Genomic DNA, 19573 nt, shown 5'->3' on the forward strand with positions numbered 1-19573 from the left:
ATGTTCTCCTGCTTTATCACACCCCAGGGAAAATCAGATCCAAAGCCTGCAGGGAGTCTTCCCAGTCGGCTCGTTCAAAGATGCCTTGCTGTAAAAATGCTTCCAGTTGCGGCCACAAGGCGATGGCTTTATCCAGCATCGGATCGCTGCCTTTGGCATACGCGCCCACGCTGACTAAATCGCGGTTACGCTGGAAACTGGACAGTAGCTGTTTAAAGTTACGCACCCGCGCATAGTGTTTTTCACTAATGAGCGCGGTCATTGCGCGGCTGATTGACGCCTCGATATCTATTGCCGGATAGTGGCCAGCTTCAGCCAGATGACGAGACAGGACAATGTGTCCGTCAAGGATCGCACGGGCGGAGTCGGCTATCGGATCCTGCTGGTCATCGCCCTCGGTCAGTACGGTATAAAATGCGGTAACTGAACCGCCGCCGTGAATACCGTTCCCGGCACGTTCCACCAGCGCGGGCAATTTCGCAAACACCGATGGCGGATAGCCTTTGGTCGCGGGCGGTTCGCCGATAGCCAGAGCAATCTCACGCTGCGCCATCGCGTAGCGGGTGAGGGAATCCATAATCAGCAGCACGTGCTGACCGCGATCGCGAAAATCTTCGGCAATGCGTGTGGCATAAGCGGCACCCTGCATACGCAACAGCGGGGACACATCCGCCGGAGCGGCAATCACCACGGAGCGTGCGCGACCGTCAGCCCCGAGAATATTTTCGATAAAGTCTTTAACTTCGCGACCACGTTCGCCTATCAGGCCAACGACGATAACATCGGCCTGGGTGTAACGTGCCATCATGCCGAGCAGGACACTTTTACCGACGCCGGAACCGGCGAAAAGCCCCATACGCTGACCTCGTCCAACGGTTAACAGCGCATTGATGGGGCGCACTCCGGTATCCAGCACGTGTTCAATCGCGGTACGTTGCAGCGGGTTAAACGGTGGCGTGATTAACGCACCGGTTTCCGTAGTATCGGGAGCAGGCAGGCCATCGAGCGGTTTACCGCTGCCGTCGAGAACACGCCCCAACAGGGCCGGGCCAAGCGGCAATTGTTTTCCGCTTTGCAGTCCTTCACCTGCAATGTTTTTCGCGTAAACGCGTGCACCGGGCAGAACGCCTTCAACTTCTTCGAGCGGCATCAGAAACAGCCGTTGGCCGTTAAAGCCCACTACCTCGCTTTCAACTTCCTGAGTTTCAGTACCTTCCTGACGCTCAATGACGCAGGTTGCGCCCAGCGGCAGTTGTAAGCCTGTAGCCTCCAGTACCAGCCCCGTTGCACGGGTCAGGCGTCCGTAGCGACGCACAGACGGTAGCAGCGACATTTTCTCTTCGAAGTTATCCAGCGTATTGAGCCAGCGAGTCAGGCGCGTTGTCATTACACGACTCCTGGTGCTGCCAGGCGGCAAAGTTCTTGCCAGCGTGTAGCAACGCTGGCGTCAAGATCGCCTTCGTCGGCCGACACTTTGCACCCGCCATGGTGCAAAGTAGGGTCGCCGCGTAGCCGCCAACCGTGCAGGCTAAGGGTCGCGCCCAGCATCTCTTCTACACGCTGGAGATCGTCCGGGTGTACGCGTAACTGCGGCTTACCGCTGAACAGCGGCTCTTGTTGTAACAACTGCTGGATTTGTTTAATCAGCGCGGCGTTATCGACAATCGGTGTCTGACCAATAACCTGACGTGCTGCCTCCAGCGCCATCTGCATCAGGCGTGAGGCGATCACGCTGTCCAGCGCATCCAGCGTATTTTGAAACTCGCTCACCAGTTGCTGCATGCGGGCATGAATCGGCGCATGCTGAGCGCGGGCCTGGTTCTGACCTTGTTCCAGACCCTGTGCTAAACCATCCTGATAACCCTGCTCATGTCCTTTCTGTCGACCTTCAGCCAGACCGGCGTTATACCCCTGCTCATGGGCCTGGAGCTGCATCTGCGCCAGCTGTTGTTCAAGCTGCTGCTCAGCAGATAGCTGTGGCTCTTCTGCCTCTTCGGACAGCGGATCATCGCTGTGTTCGGCCAGTACAAACTCCGCCATTGGCGGTGCGAGATCGTCCGGTGTCCAGACTTTCCATGGCAGTTCGTTAGACATAGGTATCCTCGCCGCTGCCGATCACCATTTCGCCGGTTTCTGCCAGGCGACGCACAATAAGCAGAATGGCTTTCTGTTCGTTTTCCACCTGAGACAAACGTACCGGACCGCGGTTGGCGAGGTCGTCGCGCAGGATATCGGCGGCACGCTGCGACATATTGCGCAGGAACTTCTCGCGCAGCGGCTGTTCGGCACCTTTCAGGGCGATCAACAGCGATTCGGAATCCACTTCCTGCAGCAGACGCTGGATGCTGCGATCGTCGACATCCACCAGGTTTTCGAACAGGAACATCTCGTCGATAATTTTCTGCGCCAGCTCGCCGTCGAATTCGCGTACGGCGGTAATAACTGCTTCTTCCTGTTGTGTTTTCATCAGGTTGATAATTTCTGCTGCTGTTCTCACGCCGCCCATTTTGCTGCGTTTGAGGTTCTGACCGTCGAGCAGGCCGTTCAGTACTTCGGTCAGCTCAGCCAGTGCGGCAGGTTGCACGCCGCCGAAGGTGGCAATACGCAGCATCACATCGTGGCGTAAACGCTCGTCAAACAGCGCCAGAATATCGGCAGCCTGACCACGTTTGAGGTGTACCAGAATAGTGGCAATGATCTGCGGGTGTTCGTCGCGGATAAGGTCGGCGGCGCTTTGTGGCTCCATAAAGTTGAGCGTTTCAATGCCGCTGGTGGTATCGCGAGTTTCCAGAATATCTTCCAGCAGGCTGGAGGCACGTTCTTCGCCCAGCGCTTTCACCAGGACAGAACGCAGGTATTCGTTAGCGTTGATGTTCAGCGCCGCGAACTGTTCTGCTTCTTGCTCAAACTCGGCCAGTACATCCGTCAATTGTTTATTGGAGATCTGCCGGACATTGGCCATCGCCGTACTGAGTGCCTGAACTTCACGCGTGGAAAGGTGCTTAAACACCTCAGCCGCGCGATCTTCGCCAATGGTCATCAGTAAAATGACGCTTTTATCGGTGCCGCTAAGATTACTCATGTTCGTTATTTATCCACTGGCGGATGACCAGCGCCACGACGCGCGGATCGTTATCTGACATTTCGCGAATACGCTGGCTCATGACTTCTGCACCCAGACGCTGATTCGTACGACGTTGCTGGGTCTGCTCATCTTTGCTGAGACGAACTTCTACCGCTTCTTCGGTTTCCTGACGGACTCGCGTCTGCTCGTTCGCGGCTTTCGCCTCTTCGCTGCGACGCAGGAGTTGCGGACGTACTGCTTTACGCCACAGGATCCAGGCAACCAGCAGAACCAGTAACCAACGTCCGGCAACCATCAGCTGTTCAATAAAGGACTGCTGCTGCCAGAACGGTAATTCTCCGCCTGTTTCGTCTGTCGCCGTGAAGGGTGAATTCACCACGTTGAGGGTATCGCCGCGTTTATCGGAGAAGCCCATAGCTTCGCGGGTCAGGTCCTCAATTTGTTTCATCTGATCAGCGGTTAACGGCAGGGGCTTGCCATCCGGCAACGTTTTATAGTTGACCACGACCGCTACGGAGAGGCGTTGCACATCGCCCACATTCATCTTGGTGTGGCGAATGGTACGGTCGACTTCGTAGTTGCTGGTCTCATTGCGCTGGGTATTACGCGGGCTAGTGTTGGCGTTATTGGCCGTCTGCGTCGTTTGTGCATTCTGTGCATTTTGCTGATTAGCCGGTGGCGTAGCGATTGGTGCGGTATTAGCCGGGGCTGGCTGATTAGACAACGCTCCTGGAACTCCGCCAGGATACCCACTACCTATCTGCTCGCTGACGTTCAACTGACGTGAACGCAGTACCGCCTGCGACTCATCGCCGTTCGGACTGTACTGCTCTTCGGTTTGCTCTTTGCTGGCAAAATCCAGCTGTGCGGTAACCTGCGCGTGGACGTTACCGTTACCGACGATAGGGGACAGGATCGATTCAATGCGACGCTGAACACGACTTTCAACATCGCTGGCATATTTCAACTGCGCATCGTTCAGATCGCGGCTGCTGGTATTCGACTGGGTTAACAGATGACCCGCCTGATCGACCAGCGTGACGTTGCCAGGCGGCAAACCCGCGACGGCACTGGAAACCAGGTGTGTTACCGCGCTAATTTGACCTTCATCAAGCGCCCGTCCCGGTTCAAGATTCACGGTGACAGAGGCAGAAGGTGATTTTTGCTCACGTACGAACAGCGAAGGTTTTGGCATCGCCAGGTGAACACGGGCGCGTTTGACCGGTCCCAAAGTTTCAATGGTACGGGCCAGCTCGCCTTCCAGCGCACGCTGGTAGTTCACTTGCTCGCTAAACTGGCTGATGCCAAATTTTTCCTGATCCAGCAGCTCAAAGCCCACCGCGCCACCTTTCGGCAGGCCTTGCTGCGCCAGGCGCAAACGCAGTTCATGGACTTTATCAGCAGGGACTTCAATAGCGCCGCTTCCCTCGGTGAAACGATAGGGAACGTTCATCTGCGTCAGTTGGGTGACGATTGCGCCGCCGTCCTGATCGGAAAGGTTGCTGAACAGTGTGCGGTAATCAGGCGCTTTGGCCCACAGGACCATCGCCACAATAATAGCGACGGCGGCAGCACCCGCCACAATCAGAGGAATTCTGGGATTCGCGCGCAGGCGATTTAACCACTCGAGAGGTTTAAGTTGGGTTGCAGTCGATGCTGTCGCACTCATCTCGCACCTCGTGGATTATCGTGGACGGCGTTTTTTGCAAAGTGGAACAAGACTCACTCCCGGGTCAGCAAACTCGAAAAATTGACGGTCTCATTATTTGCGGTTTCTCATTTTTCTATGCGCCAAAAACCGAGGTTTTTTATCGTTATTTAGCGCCTTTATCTTATTGACGAGCTGGTAATCTCTGCTAAGTAAAAAAACATCCAGGGGATCAGTATGTCGGCAATACAGGGGATTGAAGGGGTCATCAGCCAGCTACAGGCCACGGCGACGTCAGCGAAAATGCAGGATATGCAGCCACAGCCAACCGTGAGCTTTGCCGGTCAGCTGCATGCGGCGTTAGACCGAATCAGCGATGTGCAAACTGCCTCTCGCGTGCAGGCAGAAAAATTTACTCTGGGCGAACCCGGTATTGCGTTGAATGATGTGATGACCGATATGCAAAAAGCGTCGGTCTCAATGCAAATGGGCATTCAGGTGCGAAACAAACTGGTATCGGCGTACCAGGAAGTGATGAGCATGCAGGTGTAGTGAGCTGAAAATCTCCCGCTGCACGACGCAACGGGAGTGTCTATCTACTTCTGAATCAGATAGCGAATCGTTGGGCCATCCTGCTGAATATCCAGAACTGTATATCCGTGATTACGGGCATCCAGTGGGATATTGTTAATCGACTGCGGGCAATCGCTCACCACTTCCAGAATTTCACCTTTCTTCAACTGTGGCATCGCCTCCAGCGTTGCAACGGCCGGGTATGGGCATGGTTCACCAACCATGTCGAGGCGGTAATCAGGGACGATATTTTTCATGCGGATTCCTTAGCCGGCGTCAGCCCGGCACGGCGGAAGAAGCGTTTTTCCCAGCCAATGATCAGCATCAGCGCGGCAAACAACAGCAGATAAGTCACCAGCAGGCCACCGAGTGGACCAAAGGTATTAAGCAGATTCACTTTATCCCAACTGGTGGCAAGTGCAGGAGCAAAGTCATCCCAGTAGTACGCCAGAATGGTAGAGCCGATAACGTTACCCAGACCGACCCACCAGTAGTGCACCTGACCCTCAACTGCTCGGTACATCCAGCCAGTTTCACAGCCGCCAGCCAGCACGATCCCAAAGCCAAACAGTAAGCCACCGATCACTGCGTTGGGACCTGCCCACATGATCTTCGGCTCGACGCCCAGTTGTACATAGCTGAAAATACCGATGGCGCTGACCGCCATCCCGAAGATGATCGCTTTTGCCATATGGGTGCGCCCGGAAATCCACAGATCGCGGAAGGCCGAGGTGAAACAGATTTGCGCCCGTTCAATCAGCAGGCCAAAACCAACACCGAACAGCATGGCAAGCCCGAGCTTGGGTTTATCCATTGCCGTCAGCAGCGCCCAACCGATCATGCCGATAAACACCAGCATACCAAGGCGAAAGCGGCGACGAGCCTGCTCTGGTTTTTGCGTTAACGGTGATGCCGCGGACACTTTCTGCATTTTGACCGGAATACGAAACATTGGTAACAGGGTAAAGCGCGCGCCGAACCATGAACCAATCGCCGTAGCCAGTGCGAAGAACCAGGCATGCAATGAGAACTGCGGAATACCAGTGAAAAACGCAGCAAGGTTACAACCCATGGCCAGACGTGCGCCGAAACCGGCAATCATCCCACCGATAATCGCCTGCATAATACGTACCCGGCTACGAGGCATGCGTAATTTAACGTTGTTGGCCCACAGCGCGGCGGCAAAGCAGCCACCGAACATACCGAGGATCATCATCCCGTCGATGCGGGTCAGCGGAGAGCCTTCGAGGTGGATCAGTTTGTAGTATCCCCACTCTTCGGCGTGAATGCCAAACAGTTGCAGGATTTGACCACCCCAGCGGGTGAATTCACCGGTAACGGCCCAGAAGGTACCCGTAATGCCGAAATAGTAAGTGGAGAGAATACCCGCCGCGATGACCGCAGGGGCAGGGGCCCAAAATTTAATTAACCAGGCCTGTTTGAAGTGTTGCCATGACATGCGTTTTGCCTCTGAACTCAGAAGGTATTTAACAAGAGTTGTGGATACTACACCGTTCAGAATTTTTGACTATTAGTAATAAGAAGTATTATTGCCTGGATCAATATTTATCCGCACACCCGAAAGGCTGGCGACATCAGGGGTTTAATGCCACAATCCCACTTTCTTCGCATGCAGGATGAATGATGAAAAAATTAGCAATCATTGGTGCGTTGCTGGCCCTTGCCGGATGCGCCGAGGTAGAAAATTATAACGACGTGGTGAAAACGCCAGCCCCCGCCGGTCTGGAAGGGTACTGGCAGTCAAAAGGTCCGCAGCGTGCGCTGGTGAGTCCGGAAGCCATCGCCAGTCTGGTGGTCACTAAAGAGGGGGATACGCTGGATTGTCGCCAGTGGCAGCGGGTGATTGCCGTTCCGGGGAAATTGACAATGATCTCCGGCGATCTCACCAACGTGACGGCGAAGCGCGAGCTGTATGAAATTGACCGCGAAGGCAATACGCTGGAATACGACGGCATGACGCTGCAACGAGTTGATCGCCCAACGCAGGAGTGTGCTGAGGTGTTAAAGAAAACGCCACTGGCTACACCGCTGCCATAAGCTTTGTGCCCCGGTAGCCCGCGCCACCGGGGTTGTGCATTACAACACCTCTTCAATCACCCATACGCTAACGCTGCCGCCATTGCAGAAAAACGTCGCCTCGCCATTTTCGTCTGTCACCACACTTTCTTCTCGATTGCCCAGATAGTCACGCCAGGTTTTATTGGCGTAATTCACGCCGAGCGCGATGGTCTTTTCACCGTCATCACCGTTGGACAGCACTACCACACAGCCCGGATCGTCGTCTGTGCCGCTCCGGCTAAAAGCAATACAGTTGGGGTGATCAAAATACAACGTTTGTATGCCATGGGCGAAGCGCTGGCGGGCCAGGATTAGCTCATCAAGCTGTTCAATGATTGGCATGTCGATAGGATAGGTTTCGCCATCGCCTCCGGTATCTTCGTAGTGCGCGCCGTATAAATCGGGATAGAAAACCGACGGTACACCATTTTCTCGCAACAGGATCAGCGCGTAGGCCAACGGTTTAAACCAGGGCTCTACGGGGGCTTCCAGCGCCTGTAACGGCTGGGTATCGTGATTGGCGACTAACGTCACCGCATGGAATGGGTCGGCCTCAACCAGCGTGTCGGTGAATATCTGGCTCATATCATAATCGCGGCCCTGACGGGACGCTTCATGAAACTTCATTTGCAAAGGGGCATCGAAAAGCATGGTTTTCCCCTCCACCTGGTTGATATAGGTTTGTAGTTTGTCCACTTCGTGAGACCAGTATTCAGCGACAATAAACAGCGGCTTTGGCGCAACCTCTTGCACGTGTTCGATCCACTCCTTATAAAACCAGGCTGGAATGTGCTTCACCGCATCGAGGCGAAAGCCGTCACAATGTGTTTGATCCATCACCCAACGTGCCCAGTATTTGAGCTCTTCGGTCACGGCATGGTTACGGAAATCGATATTCTCGCCCATCAGATAGTCAAAATTGCCTAATTCATCATCAACCTGATCGTTCCAGCCTTCACCGGTGTAATCATTAACGATTTTGAAAATGCCATCCTCGGTCGGGTTTTCGATGTGATCGATGCCGCTGAAGCATTTAAAGTCCCAGATGAATTGAGAATACTGACCCGCGCGGGCAGGGAAGGTGTAGCGTGTCCAGCCTTCACATTCGACGATCTCGTCGTCAATTTGCGTGCGGTCCTCGGCGTTAACGCGCTGGACACGGATTGCTTCTTTCTCATCCGCGCCCATTTTGTGGTTGACCACCACGTCCAGCAGGACGGCAATATCGTTGTGTTTCAGCGCATCTATTGCCGCCAGCAGTTGGTTTTTATCGCCGTATTTAGTGGCGATGGTGCCTTTTTGATCGAACTCGCCCAGATCAAACAGATCGTAAGAGTCGTAACCGACAGAATACCCGCCTGAAGCGCCTTTATAGGCGGGCGGAAGCCATACCATATTGATGCCGATATCATTGAGTCCGCCAGCGCGTGCGGCAAGTTCGGACCACAGGTGACCACCATCAGGGTAATACCAGTGGAAGTACTGCAATAACGTGGGATTTTTCATCTTCCGTGCTCCAGAAGTCGATTGGCCGACCTCTGGAGTATGGAAGATTATTCAGGCGAGACGGGAAATTATTATGGGGTGGTTGGAGCGTCGGGAACCAACAGCATGCCAGAAAGACGACCATAGGCGTTATTCAGCGTCTTCTGACGGGTTGACTGACCGATCAGACCGCTGAGTTCATCCAGCCGCTGTTGCAGCAATGCTTTGAGTAACTGTTCGTTATCCAGCGTCTGTTTAATATACCCGGCAACCAGATCCTGAACGCTTCGCGTAATGCCTGGTGGAGTTTTTTCTTCCATGACCACTTCAATACTTTGCAGATAGCTAACTTCCTGTTCCAGTAAAAGGTCCCATTCACCGCGCTGCGCCAGTTCCAGCAGCGAGTGACTGAGTAGCGCGATGCGCTGCCAACGGTTGATAAACTCCACGGCTGAGGTCATTAACGGGACTCCTGGGACGACGCGTTGGGTGAGATCTGTTTCCAGGCTTCCGCAATATTGCCGAGCAATGCTTCGACTTCTTCAATGGCCTGGCAATCATTGTTCAGATTTGCGTGCAACAAACGACGAACCATATAGTCATAAAGTGATGACAGATGGGTTGCGAGCTCCCCACCTTTTTCATGGTCCAGGCCTGCCTTCAGGCCATTGTCGATAATATTGATCGCCTTGCTCAATGCTTCACCTTTGGCAACGATATCACCCTGCTGCATAAACAGGCGAGCGCGCACCAGGGCGCTGTGCGCGCCATCAAACAACATTTCGATCAGCTGATGCGGACTGGCGCTCATCACGGCGCTCTCCACACTGACCTGTGCATAGGCTTTGGTACCGCTCGCGGTATACATGCTTACCTCGTGTTATCAGGAATTATTCATCGCTGAAAATTGTTGACCCAGATAAGTACTGGTGCTGTTCAGTTTGCTCATCATTGAGTCCAGTTGCGTAAACTGCGCTTTATAGCGTGCCACGACTTCGTCAATGCTATTACTTACAGTCAGATACTGCTTAGTCAGCAGTTTCAGATTGGCGTTAATATTGTCCTGCGCATTGTCGATAATGCCGTCATCAGCCAGATAGCTTTTTACTTCAGTGGCAATCTTGGTGGTAATCCCCGTTTCTTTGCCATCGCCAACCAGCAGTTCGCGGGTGGCTGCTGTGTTATCTTTCAGCGCCTTAGCCAGCTTCTCTTCATCAATTTTTAGCTTACCGGTGCCGCCGTCCTGAGTAATGCCAATCTCAGACATGGTTTTAAACGGGGATTCGCTGCCACTGTTCGCAAATGGAGCACGAATACCGTTTTGGATAGTACGTAAAACACTGTCACCCAACAGTGCGCCGTTATCCGTACTTGCTGCTTCACCCGGTTCAACTTCTTTATATTTAGTCAGCGTGCCAAAGGTATCGACCAGCGAGTTATAGGCATCCACCCAGGTCTTAATTGCGGCAGTGGCCTTTTCATCACTTTTTGTGACAGTGATGGAAGCATCTTTGATTTCTTTAGTCAGTTGGAGCGTGATGCCTTGCGGTGCGTCGGTTACGGTATTGCTTTGACGTTCAATATCGATGCCGTTGACGGTCAACTGTGCATTTTGCGCACCGACCAGTTGTTTCATCTTCCCGCTGCCGGCTTTGCTGTCATAAGACAGTAAATCGTTCAGTTTCGTATCATTCGACACCGAGATCGTCATTTCGCTTTCGGTGCCGCTCTCTGCGGTTAATACCAACTGGTAATCGTCATCTTTCACTTTTACCAGGCTTGCAGAAATGCCACTGTCAGCATCGTTAATGGCATCCCGGATATCTTCGAGAGAGGTTTCGCCTTTGCCTAACTTGATTTCCAGCGGTTCTTTACGGCCTGGTTGTGAGATCGTAATAGTGCGCTCATCAACGCTGGTATCGCCCAACTGTTCTTTGGTAGAGGTAATTTTTGACGTAGTCGATAACGACTGCGCCTGTGCCAGTTGGGTCACGCTAACGGTATATTTACCCGGAGCCGCACCTGCGCTGGTGCTGACTTTTAAATCTTCTGTGCTGCTGGTGGCTGTGGTGCTTTTAAACAGATCGGCGCTGTTTAGTGCGGTATTCGCCGTCTGAAATTTTTCTAATGCACTTTTTAGCGTGCCGTAAGCGGTAAGACGCGAGGTGTTAGCGCTCTGTTGCTGGGTAATAGGCGTTAAGCGCTTTTTCTCAGCCGTCGTTAAGTTTGTCAGCAATGTATCCAGCGGTAAGTTCGAACCAACGCCCAGTGATGTAAATGAAGGCATGCCTAATTCCTTGTGATTGCAAACAGTAGTTAAGCGCTTTATCGGCAATCTGCGCGCAAAGTTTAATAATAGTTTTGCAAAAATAATGCGCAGAATAGTGGCAATTAAAGAGGGTATTTCAGGGGCTAAGAAAAAAGAGGGCGGAAAGTGAAAATTTTCTAAAGTTCGAAATTAACGTGCCGATACATGGGTTACGGTGAGAAACCGTGGGCAACAGCCCAATAACATCAAGTTGTAATTGATAAGGAAAAGATCATGGCACAAGTCATCAATACAAACAGCCTGTCGCTGTTGACCCAGAATAACCTGAACAAATCTCAGTCTTCCCTGAGCTCCGCTATCGAGCGTCTGTCTTCCGGTCTGCGTATCAACAGCGCGAAAGACGATGCTGCTGGTCAGGCGATCGCTAACCGCTTCACCTCTAACATCAAAGGTCTGACTCAGGCGTCCCGTAACGCCAACGATGGTATCTCCATCGCGCAGACCACCGAAGGTTCTCTGTCTGAAATCAACAACAACCTGCAGCGTGTTCGTGAGCTGGCGGTTCAGTCTTCTACTGGTACTAACTCCCAGTCTGACCTCGACTCCATCCAGGCTGAAATCACTCAGCGTCTGAACGAAATCGACCGCGTATCCGGTCAGACCCAGTTCAACGGCGTGAAAGTACTGGCGAAAGACAACACCCTGACCATCCAGGTCGGTGCAAACGATGGTGAAACCATCGATATCAACCTGAAAGAAATCAACTCCAAAACGCTGGGTCTGGATAGCCTGAGCGTGCAGGAAGCTTACAAGCAGGTTGGTACGGCAGTAACAACTACATCCTATAAGGATGGAGCACAAGGTATTACACAACCTGCAGCAGCAGCTATTGAAGCGGCAGCAGGGACAGCTGCTGGTGATGGTGGTACTGGTACTGTTAGATTTAAAGACGGTAACTATTACGTTAATATTACTGGTTCTACAGGTGGTACTAATGGCGATGGTTTGTATAAGGCTACAGTGGATGCTGGTGGCGTTGTTACAATCGCTGGAGGCAAAGAAACTACAATTACTCTTGCTGAGACAACTGCGCCAACTAAAGTTCAGGAAGTAGATGCCGCTGCGAAGGTTGACACCACTGCAGCCGCTGCCGCACTGGTTACTGGTGGTGTTGCAGGAGCAACTGCCGCTAACACCACTCTTGTCAAAATGTCTTTTGAAGATAAAAATGGCAAAGCAATTGATGGTGGGTATGCACTTGAAGTTGGTGGTAAGTATTATGCTGCTGATTTTGATGAAAAAACCAAAACTATCACGGCTAAAACTGTTGATTACACTGATTCTAACGCCGTGGGTCAAAAAGCAGCTGTACAGTTCGGCGGCGTGAACGGAAAAACTGAAGTAGCTAACGTGGATGGCAAACAATATCTGGCGTCCAGCGTAAAAGGCCACGATTTTAAATCAGGTGCAGCGCTGAACGAAGTCGCTGCCAAGAAAACCGAAAGCCCGCTGGCGAAAATCGACGCGGCGCTGGCTCAGGTTGCTGACCTGCGTTCCGACCTGGGTGCGGTACAGAACCGTTTCAACTCTACCATCACCAACCTGGGTAACACCGTAAACAACCTGTCTGAAGCTCGTAGCCGTATCGAAGATGCTGACTACGCGACCGAAGTGTCCAACATGTCTCGTGCAAACATTCTGCAACAGGCAGGTACTTCTGTTCTGGCTCAGGCTAACCAGACCACGCAGAACGTTCTGTCTCTGCTGCGTTAATTTACACTTATCGCGCAAACCCCGCTACGGCGGGGTTTTTTACATTCAGCTTTACCCGTAACCCCCAAATAACCCCTCATTTCACCCACTATTCACCCGATTAAAACCCCTGCAGAAACGGATAATCATGCCGATAACTCATTTAACGCAGGGCTGTTTATCGTGAATTCACTGTATACCGCTGAAGGTGTAATGGATAAACACTCGCTGTGGCAGCGTTATGTACCGTTGGTGCGTCACGAAGCATTGCGCCTTCAGGTGCGCTTGCCGGCGAGCGTAGAACTGGATGACCTGCTACAAGCGGGCGGCATCGGGTTATTGAATGCAGTTGACCGATATGACGCTTTGCAAGGAACGGCATTTACCACTTACGCAGTGCAGCGTATTCGTGGAGCTATGCTGGACGAACTACGCAGCCGGGATTGGGTGCCGCGTAGTGTCCGGCGCAATGCTCGCGAAGTGGCACAGGCGATGGGGCAACTGGAGCAGGAATTAGGGCGCAACGCGACGGAAACCGAAGTGGCGGAGCGTCTGGCTATTCCTGTGCAAGAGTATCGTCAGATGTTGCTTGATACCAATAACAGCCAACTCTTCTCATACGATGAGTGGCGGGAAGAGCATGGCGATAGTATTGAGCTGGTGACCGAAGAGCACCAGCAGGAAAACCCGTTACAACAGCTTCTTGAGGGGAACCTGCGCCAGCGCGTGATGGACGCGATTGACGCGTTGCCGGAGCGCGAGAAACTGGTGTTGACGCTGTACTACCAGGAAGAGCTGAATCTGAAAGAGATTGGTGCTGTTCTGGAAGTGGGCGAATCACGGGTCAGTCAGTTGCACAGCCAGGCTATCAAACGTCTACGCACCAAACTGGGTAAGCTCTAGGGGTAATTTTACCCCTGAACAATGCCGCATAACGTATTGACTACCAGGAGTTATCATGACGGTGCAGCAATCAAAAAGACGGCCTCTAAGCCGCTACCTCAAAGATTTCAAACACAGCCAGACGCATTGCGCCCATTGCTTTAAGTTACTCGACAGGATCACGTTGGTCCGCCGGGGACAGATTGTGAATAAAATCGCTATCGCCCGCCTGGATACGCTGATGGATGACGCCGCCTGGGAGCAGGAAAAAAAAGAGTGGGTGGCGTTATGCCGTTTTTGCGGTGATTTGCATTGCAAAGAACAAAGCGACTTTTTTGACATCATCGGCTTTAAACAATTTTTGTTTGAGCAAACCGAGATGAGCCACGGTACGGTACGCGAATATGTCGTTCGCCTGCGTCGCCTCGGCAATCATCTGACCGAGCAGAATATCTCCCATGACCTGCTGCAGGAAGGATTCCTCGACGAAAACCTCGCCCCGTGGTTACCGCAAACCAGTACTAACAATTACCGCATTGCGCTGCGAAAATATGAGCAGTTTAAAGCCCATACGCATATGGGACATATGCAGAAATCCTCCTGGACAGCCAGTTCTGATATATATTAAAAACGAATAAGGTGTAACAGAGTCGTGTTTGTGGATCACGGCAAACGCTTTACACTATGCTCATAAATAGCAGTCACTAATGACAATATTCGGGGTAACTATGAAATTAGCACTTCTGGGACGTCAGGCTCTGATGGGTGTAATGGCTGTTGCACTTGTCGCCGGAATGAGTGTAAAGACTTATGCGGATGAAGGTCTGTTAAATAAAGTGAAAGAGCGCGGCACGCTGCTGGTGGGTCTTGAAGGGACCTATCCCCCGTTTAGTTTTCAGGGTGATGACGGCAAGTTGACCGGTTTTGAGGTGGAATTTGCCCAGGAACTGGCAAAGCACCTTGGGGTTCAGGCCTCGCTGAAGCCGACCAAATGGGATGGCATGCTGGCATCACTTGATTCAAAGCGCATTGATGTCGTCATCAACCAGGTGACCATCTCTGACGAACGTAAGAAAAAATATGATTTCTCTACCCCGTATACGGTTTCCGGTATCCAGGCGCTGGTGAAAAAAGGCAATGAAGGCGTTATTAAGACCGCTGCTGATCTGAAAGGTAAAAAAGTTGGCGTCGGTCTGGGAACCAACTATGAAGAGTGGCTGCGCCAGAACGTACAGGGCGTAGATATCCGCACCTATGATGACGATCCGACTAAATACCAGGATTTGCGCGTAGGCCGTATTGACGCCATTCTGGTTGACCGTCTGGCTGCGTTGGATCTGGTTAAGAAAACCAAAGACACGCTGGCTGTAACCGGTGAAGCCTTCTCCCGTCAGGAGTCTGGCGTGGCGCTGCGTAAAGGCAACGAAGATCTGCTGAAAGCAGTGGATGCAGCAATTGCGGATATGCAGAAAGACGGTACGCTGAAAGCCCTTTCTGAGAAATGGTTTGGGGCGGATGTGACGAAATAATCGTCACCCGAATAAAAAAGGCGCCTTTAACAGCGCCTTTTTTTATTTCACAGCGCCTTAATGTGCATAATAAAAAGAACATCACAACAACGTCTGCTCAATGGATTTTGGGTTGCAGCCAATGTACGTGCGGCCCGAAAGACAACGAGTCAATACCGGAGGCTCTATGCCACTGCATAACTTAACGCGCTTTCCGCGTCTGGAATTTATTGGCGCGCCAACGCCGCTCGAATATCTCCCGCGTTTTTCCGATTATCTCGGACGCGATATTTTCATTAAACGTGATGACGTCACGCCGATGGCAATGGGCGGCAATAAGCTGCGCAAGCTGGAGTTTCTGGCGGCGGACGCGCTGCGTGAAGGTGCAGATACGCTGATAACCGCGGGCGCCATTCAGTCTAACCACGTTCGCCAGACGGCGGCGGTGGCGGCGAAGCTGGGGCTACATTGCGTGGCGCTGCTGGAAAACCCGATTGGCACAACTGCTGAAAACTATCTCAGTAACGGTAACCGCCTGCTGTTAGATCTGTTCAATACCCAGATTGAAATGTGTGATGCGCTGACTGACCCGAACGCGCAGCTCCAGGAACTGGCGACACGCATTGAGGCTCAAGGGTTTCGTCCGTATGTGATCCCGGTCGGCGGTTCAAATGCGCTTGGTGCATTGGGCTATGTTGAAAGCGCGCTGGAAATTGCTCAACAGTGTGAGGGCGCGGTTGAGCTCTCTTCTGTCGTGGTAGCATCAGGCAGCGCGGGAACGCATGCCGGTCTGGCCGTTGGCCTGGAACAACTGATGCCAGGTGTTGAGCTGATAGGGGTGACCGTATCGCGCAGTGTAGCCGATCAAAAGCCTAAAGTTGTTACACTACAACAGGCTATTGCCAGTGAACTGGAACTGACGGCTGCGGCAGATATTCTGTTGTGGGATGAGTATTTTGCGCCGGGCTACGGTATGCCAAATGAAGAAGGCATGGAAGCGGTAAAACTGTTAGCGCGTCTGGAAGGTATCTTGTTGGATCCGGTCTATACCGGTAAAGCGATGGCAGGATTAATCGACGGCATCAGCCAGAAACGCTTTAAAGATGAAGGGCCAATTCTCTTTATTCATACCGGTGGGGCGCCTGCGCTGTTTGCCTACCATCCTCATGTGTAACGGCAAGGTAGAAAAACGCTAATGCAAGAAAGTATCCAACTGGTGATTGATTCGCTGCCATATCTGCTGAAAGGTGCGGTATTTACGCTTCAGCTGAGTATTGGCGGGATGTTTTTCGGGCTGGTGCTGGGGTTTATCCTCGCACTGATGCGCCTGTCGCCGCTGTTACCTGTCCGCTGGCTGGCGCGCTTTTACATTTCTATTTTTCGCGGAACCCCGCTGATAGCCCAGCTGTTCATGATCTATTACGGCCTGCCGCAGTTTGGCATTGAACTGGATCCTGTCCCGGCGGCGATGATTGGTCTGTCGCTGAATACGGCGGCTTACGCGGCGGAAACGCTGCGCGCGGCAATCTCCTCCATCGACAAAGGCCAGTGGGAGGCCGGGGCGAGTATTGGTATGACGCCGTGGCAGACAATGCGCAGGGCGATCCTGCCACAGGCTGCGCGCGTAGCCTTGCCGCCGCTGAGTAACAGCTTTATCAGCCTGGTGAAAGACACTTCACTGGCCGCGACGATTCAGGTACCGGAACTGTTCCGTCAGGCACAACTGATTACTTCGCGTACGCTGGAGGTGTTCACCATGTATCTGGCGGCCTCGCTGATTTACTGGGTGATGGCGACGGTGCTTTCCGCACTGCAGAACTATTTTGAAGAGCAGCTAAACCGCCAGGAGAGAGAGCCGAAATGAGTGCTATCGAAGTCAGAAACCTGGTGAAAAAATTTCACGGGCAAACGGTGCTACACGGTATCGATCTGGATGTTAAACCCGGTGAAGTCGTGGCAATTATCGGGCCGAGCGGCTCGGGGAAAACCACCCTGTTGCGTAGCATTAATTTGCTCGAGCAACCGGAGGCGGGCACGATCAAAGTTGGTGACATTACTATTGATACCGCACGCTCCCTGAATCAGCAAAAGGGATTAATCCGTCAGTTGCGTCAGCACGTGGGCTTCGTGTTCCAGAACTTTAATTTGTTTCCGCATCGTACGGTGCTGGAGAACATTATTGAAGGGCCGGTTATTGTCAAAGGTGAGGCGAAGGATGAAGCGACAGCCCGTGCGCGTGAACTGCTGGCGAAGGTAGGGCTTGCGGGTAAAGAAACAAGTTATCCGCGGCGTTTATCCGGCGGACAGCAGCAGCGCGTGGCTATTGCCCGGGCGCTGGCGATGCGTCCGGAAGTGATCCTCTTTGATGAGCCAACGTCCGCGCTTGATCCGGAACTGGTTGGCGAGGTACTGAGCACCATTCGTCAGTTGGCGCTGGAAAAACGCACCATGGTTATTGTGACGCATGAAATGAGCTTTGCACGTGATGTTGCCGACCGGGCGATATTTATGGATCAAGGACGGATAGTGGAGCAGGGACCTGCAAAGGCTTTATTTACCGATCCTCAGCAACCTCGTACTCGCCAGTTTCTTGAAAAATTTCTGATGCAATAAATAGTGCCACAGCACTCACCAAAGCCGTTTTGGTGAGTGCCCTGCATAACTATTTATAATTATTGATTTAATATTGACTCACCACTCTGCTGCAATAGCCTGTTGTTGAGCCATACTCAAGTAATTCCACACTTGTCCGATAATTTGCATATATAAAATACATTTATGTGTTAGCGTGTTCATACATTTGTGATGATTATCAATCTCAGGAGCATTACCACTTAGTATGCAGGATCATGATTTCTTCACCTGGCGACGGAGTATGCTGTTACGCTTTCAGGAAATGGCGACGGCAGAGGATGTCTATAATGAATTACAACATCAGACGCAACATCTGGAGTTCGATTTTTACGCGCTCTGTGTCCGTCATCCCGTACCATTTACCCGGCCTAAAACGGCACTTCATACGACGTATCCCAAAGCATGGGTGGCGCATTATCAATCCGAAAATTATTTCGCTATTGATCCGGTGCTGAAGCCTGAAAATTTCAGTCAGGGCCATCTGCCCTGGAATGACACGTTGTTCCGCGATGCCCAACCACTGTGGGATGCGGCGCGTAATCACGGATTACGTAAGGGGATAACCCAGTGCTTAATGTTGCCGAATCGGGCTTTGGGCTTCCTGTCCGTGTCGCGTGCGAGCGTGCGTAATAGCAGCTTTGAGCAGGATGAGGTGGAACTAAGGATGCAACTGCTAATACGGGAAAGTCTGTCAGTTCTAACTCGACTGGAAGATGACATGGTCATGACGCCGGAGATGCGTTTTAGCAAGCGGGAAAAAGAAATATTGAAATGGACCGCAGAGGGAAAAACATCTTCAGAGATAGCGATGATTCTGTCGATTTCTGAAAATACTGTTAACTTCCATCAGAAGAATATGCAGAAGAAGTTCAATGCCCCGAACAAAACACAGATTGCCTGCTATGCCGCAGCAACCGGGCTTATCTGAGTAAATTGTCGTTCTGAGTATCAGGCGCAAAAACCGGCTGAGAGCAATGCTGTCAGCCGGTTTCTTATTACTGACGGTAGGCCTGTTTAATTTGCTTAACAGTGCTGGAGAATACCTCAGCCTGTGTTTCGTCCTCAATCAGCGCGATCTGTTTTTCCATTTTAAGAATCACGCGTCCTGCATCGGCTTGTCCCATTGCCTGCAGCATCAGCGTTAACATGGCTTTCAGGCAGGTGACTTCATTAGCCAGTTCTTGATTATTCTCGGCAGTGGAAAAATCAGGCGTACTCATTTATTTTCCTCGTTATGTTTCAATGAAAAAGTGCGATGGCAAATCTTAAGGCGCCGGAGTATACCATAAGCTTTGCTAAAAATATCAGAGGTTGTTTTTTGCGCAAACGCCCGCTGGCGATATTAAAATAAACAATATGTTGCAGTGCATATATTTTCTCCATTCTTTGTATATTGCGAGTATTCGACTCGTTAATTATTGTTACAAGCTTGCTTTGCTATTTATCATTCAGCGTAAGAATATGAATTTTTTGTCACTATTCTGAAACAGCCAGACCGATATAACTGTCTCTGAAGGTTGTCCGCTGTGGAAGTTTCCACTCTTCGTACAATCTAATTTCCAAAAACGAGAGCAAAATCGAAAGTCGGGTGTTTTTTACATTTCAAAGTTGAGATAAAACCCGTTAACATAGGACCGATTAACTATCGGTAGCGTTAT

The 19573-nt window shown here is 51.8% G+C and carries 21 protein-coding genes and 2 pseudogenes; 10 read left to right on the forward strand and 13 right to left on the reverse strand.

Features of this window, described 5'->3' with window-relative positions:
• Positions 1 to 16 precede the first annotated feature (16 nt).
• From fliI to fliF, 4 genes are read right to left on the reverse strand one after another with little or no spacing between them, the layout of a single operon-like run.
• The gene (gene fliI / locus OGY01_RS04890; protein WP_045444331.1) at positions 17 to 1387 is read right to left on the reverse strand and encodes a flagellar protein export ATPase FliI; all 1371 of its coding nucleotides are present in this window, start codon (positions 1385 to 1387) and stop codon (positions 17 to 19) included.
• Complete coding sequence (fliH, locus tag OGY01_RS04895) at positions 1387 to 2094, reverse strand: flagellar assembly protein FliH (protein WP_045444329.1); 708 nt, start codon at positions 2092 to 2094, stop codon at positions 1387 to 1389. Before fliH ends, fliI begins: the two co-directional genes overlap by 1 nt.
• Positions 2087 to 3082, reverse strand: a complete 996-nt coding sequence (gene fliG, locus OGY01_RS04900) for a flagellar motor switch protein FliG (RefSeq protein ID WP_045444327.1) — start codon at positions 3080 to 3082, stop codon at positions 2087 to 2089. The genes fliH and fliG overlap by 8 nt, the downstream gene beginning before the upstream one ends.
• On the reverse strand, positions 3075 to 4754 hold the full coding sequence (gene fliF, locus OGY01_RS04905) for a flagellar basal-body MS-ring/collar protein FliF (protein WP_045444324.1): 1680 nt from the start codon (positions 4752 to 4754) through the stop codon (positions 3075 to 3077). The genes fliG and fliF overlap by 8 nt, the downstream gene beginning before the upstream one ends.
• Positions 4755 to 4970: 216 nt before the next feature.
• Here fliF and fliE point away from each other — a divergent pair, with 216 nt between their 5' ends.
• Positions 4971 to 5285, forward strand: coding sequence for a flagellar hook-basal body complex protein FliE (gene fliE, locus OGY01_RS04910; protein WP_045444321.1), 315 nt, complete (start codon positions 4971 to 4973; stop codon positions 5283 to 5285).
• Positions 5286 to 5329: 44 nt separating this feature from the next.
• Here fliE and yedF read toward each other — a convergent pair whose 3' ends face one another.
• Together yedF and yedE are read right to left on the reverse strand one after the other, a co-directional pair.
• Positions 5330 to 5563 (reverse strand): sulfurtransferase-like selenium metabolism protein YedF, encoded by a 234-nt coding sequence (gene yedF / locus OGY01_RS04915; RefSeq protein WP_000790504.1) that lies wholly within the window; start codon positions 5561 to 5563, stop codon positions 5330 to 5332.
• The gene (gene yedE / locus OGY01_RS04920) at positions 5560 to 6765 is read right to left on the reverse strand and encodes a selenium metabolism membrane protein YedE/FdhT (protein ID WP_048221225.1); all 1206 of its coding nucleotides are present in this window, start codon (positions 6763 to 6765) and stop codon (positions 5560 to 5562) included. Before yedE ends, yedF begins: the two co-directional genes overlap by 4 nt.
• A gap of 185 nt (positions 6766 to 6950) precedes the next feature.
• On the opposite strand from yedE, the gene yedD reads away from it, so the two are divergent.
• Positions 6951 to 7364, forward strand: coding sequence for a lipoprotein YedD (gene yedD, locus OGY01_RS04925; RefSeq protein ID WP_045444315.1), 414 nt, complete (start codon positions 6951 to 6953; stop codon positions 7362 to 7364).
• A 39-nt stretch (positions 7365 to 7403) separates the two neighbouring features.
• Here yedD and amyA read toward each other — a convergent pair whose 3' ends face one another.
• The 4 genes from amyA to fliD all read right to left on the reverse strand — a co-directional run bounded on the left by amyA (position 7404) and on the right by fliD (position 11157).
• Positions 7404 to 8891 (reverse strand): alpha-amylase, encoded by a 1488-nt coding sequence (gene amyA, locus OGY01_RS04930; RefSeq protein WP_048221227.1) that lies wholly within the window; start codon positions 8889 to 8891, stop codon positions 7404 to 7406.
• Positions 8892 to 8962: 71 nt separating this feature from the next.
• Positions 8963 to 9331 (reverse strand): flagella biosynthesis regulatory protein FliT, encoded by a 369-nt coding sequence (fliT, locus tag OGY01_RS04935; protein ID WP_045444309.1) that lies wholly within the window; start codon positions 9329 to 9331, stop codon positions 8963 to 8965.
• On the reverse strand, positions 9331 to 9738 hold the full coding sequence (gene fliS / locus OGY01_RS04940) for a flagellar export chaperone FliS (protein WP_045444306.1): 408 nt from the start codon (positions 9736 to 9738) through the stop codon (positions 9331 to 9333). The genes fliT and fliS overlap by 1 nt, the downstream gene beginning before the upstream one ends.
• Before the next feature lie 15 nt (positions 9739 to 9753).
• Complete coding sequence (fliD, locus tag OGY01_RS04945; protein ID WP_045444303.1) at positions 9754 to 11157, reverse strand: flagellar filament capping protein FliD; 1404 nt, start codon at positions 11155 to 11157, stop codon at positions 9754 to 9756.
• Between the two features lie 255 nt (positions 11158 to 11412).
• Between fliD and OGY01_RS04950 the strand changes: the two genes are divergently transcribed.
• The 8 genes from OGY01_RS04950 to sdiA all read left to right on the forward strand — a co-directional run bounded on the left by OGY01_RS04950 (position 11413) and on the right by sdiA (position 18843).
• A complete protein-coding gene (locus OGY01_RS04950; protein WP_286492541.1) occupies positions 11413 to 12912 on the forward strand; it encodes a FliC/FljB family flagellin in 1500 nt (499 codons plus the stop codon).
• 162 nt (positions 12913 to 13074) lie between these two features.
• Positions 13075 to 13794: an RNA polymerase sigma factor FliA gene (locus OGY01_RS04955; protein WP_045444297.1), complete on the forward strand. Its 720-nt coding sequence runs from the start codon at positions 13075 to 13077 to the stop codon at positions 13792 to 13794.
• 55 nt (positions 13795 to 13849) lie between these two features.
• Complete coding sequence (fliZ, locus tag OGY01_RS04960) at positions 13850 to 14401, forward strand: flagella biosynthesis regulatory protein FliZ (protein ID WP_045444294.1); 552 nt, start codon at positions 13850 to 13852, stop codon at positions 14399 to 14401.
• Positions 14402 to 14501: 100 nt separating this feature from the next.
• Entirely contained in the window at positions 14502 to 15302 is an 801-nt protein-coding gene (gene tcyJ / locus OGY01_RS04965) for a cystine ABC transporter substrate-binding protein (protein ID WP_045444291.1), read from the forward strand.
• Between the two features lie 166 nt (positions 15303 to 15468).
• Entirely contained in the window at positions 15469 to 16455 is a 987-nt protein-coding gene (gene dcyD, locus OGY01_RS04970) for a D-cysteine desulfhydrase (RefSeq protein WP_045444287.1), read from the forward strand.
• A gap of 21 nt (positions 16456 to 16476) precedes the next feature.
• Positions 16477 to 17145: a cystine ABC transporter permease gene (gene tcyL / locus OGY01_RS04975; RefSeq protein ID WP_045444284.1), complete on the forward strand. Its 669-nt coding sequence runs from the start codon at positions 16477 to 16479 to the stop codon at positions 17143 to 17145.
• Positions 17142 to 17894 carry an L-cystine ABC transporter ATP-binding protein TcyN gene (gene tcyN / locus OGY01_RS04980; RefSeq protein ID WP_045444281.1) on the forward strand — a complete coding sequence of 251 codons (753 nt, stop codon included), beginning with the start codon at positions 17142 to 17144 and terminating at the stop codon, positions 17892 to 17894. Before tcyL ends, tcyN begins: the two co-directional genes overlap by 4 nt.
• 226 nt (positions 17895 to 18120) lie before the next feature.
• Positions 18121 to 18843 (forward strand): quorum-sensing transcriptional regulator SdiA, encoded by a 723-nt coding sequence (gene sdiA, locus OGY01_RS04985; RefSeq protein ID WP_045444278.1) that lies wholly within the window; start codon positions 18121 to 18123, stop codon positions 18841 to 18843.
• A gap of 67 nt (positions 18844 to 18910) precedes the next feature.
• Here sdiA and OGY01_RS04990 read toward each other — a convergent pair whose 3' ends face one another.
• The 3 genes and pseudogenes from OGY01_RS04990 to OGY01_RS23745 all read right to left on the reverse strand — a co-directional run.
• Complete coding sequence (locus OGY01_RS04990) at positions 18911 to 19135, reverse strand: DUF2594 family protein (RefSeq protein WP_045444275.1); 225 nt, start codon at positions 19133 to 19135, stop codon at positions 18911 to 18913.
• Positions 19132 to 19242 (reverse strand): annotated as a pseudogene (locus OGY01_RS04995) (hypothetical protein); the annotation flags it as partial. The gene OGY01_RS04990 and the pseudogene OGY01_RS04995, both read right to left, overlap by 4 nt.
• Positions 19218 to 19298 (reverse strand): annotated as a pseudogene (locus tag OGY01_RS23745) (hypothetical protein); the annotation flags it as partial. The pseudogenes OGY01_RS04995 and OGY01_RS23745, both read right to left, overlap by 25 nt.
• Positions 19299 to 19573: the final 275 nt, after the last annotated feature.

The sequence above is a fragment of the Citrobacter sp. Cm038 genome (genome assembly GCF_030333105.1).
GTDB lineage: Bacteria > Pseudomonadota > Gammaproteobacteria > Enterobacterales > Enterobacteriaceae > Citrobacter > Citrobacter murliniae.

What these genes read in the sequence shown, in the direction of transcription:
- fliG (WP_045444327.1), bottom strand. Translation starts at nt 3,082, where the DNA reads ATGAGTAATCTTAGCGGCACCGATAAAAGCGTCATTTTACTGATGACC.
- fliZ (WP_045444294.1), top strand. Translation starts at nt 13,850, where the DNA reads ATGACGGTGCAGCAATCAAAAAGACGGCCTCTAAGCCGCTACCTCAAA.
- fliS (WP_045444306.1), bottom strand. Translation starts at nt 9,738, where the DNA reads ATGTATACCGCGAGCGGTACCAAAGCCTATGCACAGGTCAGTGTGGAG.
- dcyD (WP_045444287.1), top strand. Translation starts at nt 15,469, where the DNA reads ATGCCACTGCATAACTTAACGCGCTTTCCGCGTCTGGAATTTATTGGC.
- sdiA (WP_045444278.1), top strand. Translation starts at nt 18,121, where the DNA reads ATGCAGGATCATGATTTCTTCACCTGGCGACGGAGTATGCTGTTACGC.
- yedF (WP_000790504.1), bottom strand. Translation starts at nt 5,563, where the DNA reads ATGAAAAATATCGTCCCTGATTACCGCCTCGACATGGTTGGTGAACCA.
- yedE (WP_048221225.1), bottom strand. Translation starts at nt 6,765, where the DNA reads ATGTCATGGCAACACTTCAAACAGGCCTGGTTAATTAAATTTTGGGCC.
- fliT (WP_045444309.1), bottom strand. Translation starts at nt 9,331, where the DNA reads ATGACCTCAGCCGTGGAGTTTATCAACCGTTGGCAGCGCATCGCGCTA.
- OGY01_RS04950 (WP_286492541.1), top strand. Translation starts at nt 11,413, where the DNA reads ATGGCACAAGTCATCAATACAAACAGCCTGTCGCTGTTGACCCAGAAT.
- tcyJ (WP_045444291.1), top strand. Translation starts at nt 14,502, where the DNA reads ATGAAATTAGCACTTCTGGGACGTCAGGCTCTGATGGGTGTAATGGCT.
- yedD (WP_045444315.1), top strand. Translation starts at nt 6,951, where the DNA reads ATGAAAAAATTAGCAATCATTGGTGCGTTGCTGGCCCTTGCCGGATGC.
- tcyL (WP_045444284.1), top strand. Translation starts at nt 16,477, where the DNA reads ATGCAAGAAAGTATCCAACTGGTGATTGATTCGCTGCCATATCTGCTG.
- fliH (WP_045444329.1), bottom strand. Translation starts at nt 2,094, where the DNA reads ATGTCTAACGAACTGCCATGGAAAGTCTGGACACCGGACGATCTCGCA.
- tcyN (WP_045444281.1), top strand. Translation starts at nt 17,142, where the DNA reads ATGAGTGCTATCGAAGTCAGAAACCTGGTGAAAAAATTTCACGGGCAA.
- fliI (WP_045444331.1), bottom strand. Translation starts at nt 1,387, where the DNA reads ATGACAACGCGCCTGACTCGCTGGCTCAATACGCTGGATAACTTCGAA.
- OGY01_RS04990 (WP_045444275.1), bottom strand. Translation starts at nt 19,135, where the DNA reads ATGAGTACGCCTGATTTTTCCACTGCCGAGAATAATCAAGAACTGGCT.
- fliF (WP_045444324.1), bottom strand. Translation starts at nt 4,754, where the DNA reads ATGAGTGCGACAGCATCGACTGCAACCCAACTTAAACCTCTCGAGTGG.
- fliE (WP_045444321.1), top strand. Translation starts at nt 4,971, where the DNA reads ATGTCGGCAATACAGGGGATTGAAGGGGTCATCAGCCAGCTACAGGCC.
- amyA (WP_048221227.1), bottom strand. Translation starts at nt 8,891, where the DNA reads ATGAAAAATCCCACGTTATTGCAGTACTTCCACTGGTATTACCCTGAT.
- fliD (WP_045444303.1), bottom strand. Translation starts at nt 11,157, where the DNA reads ATGCCTTCATTTACATCACTGGGCGTTGGTTCGAACTTACCGCTGGAT.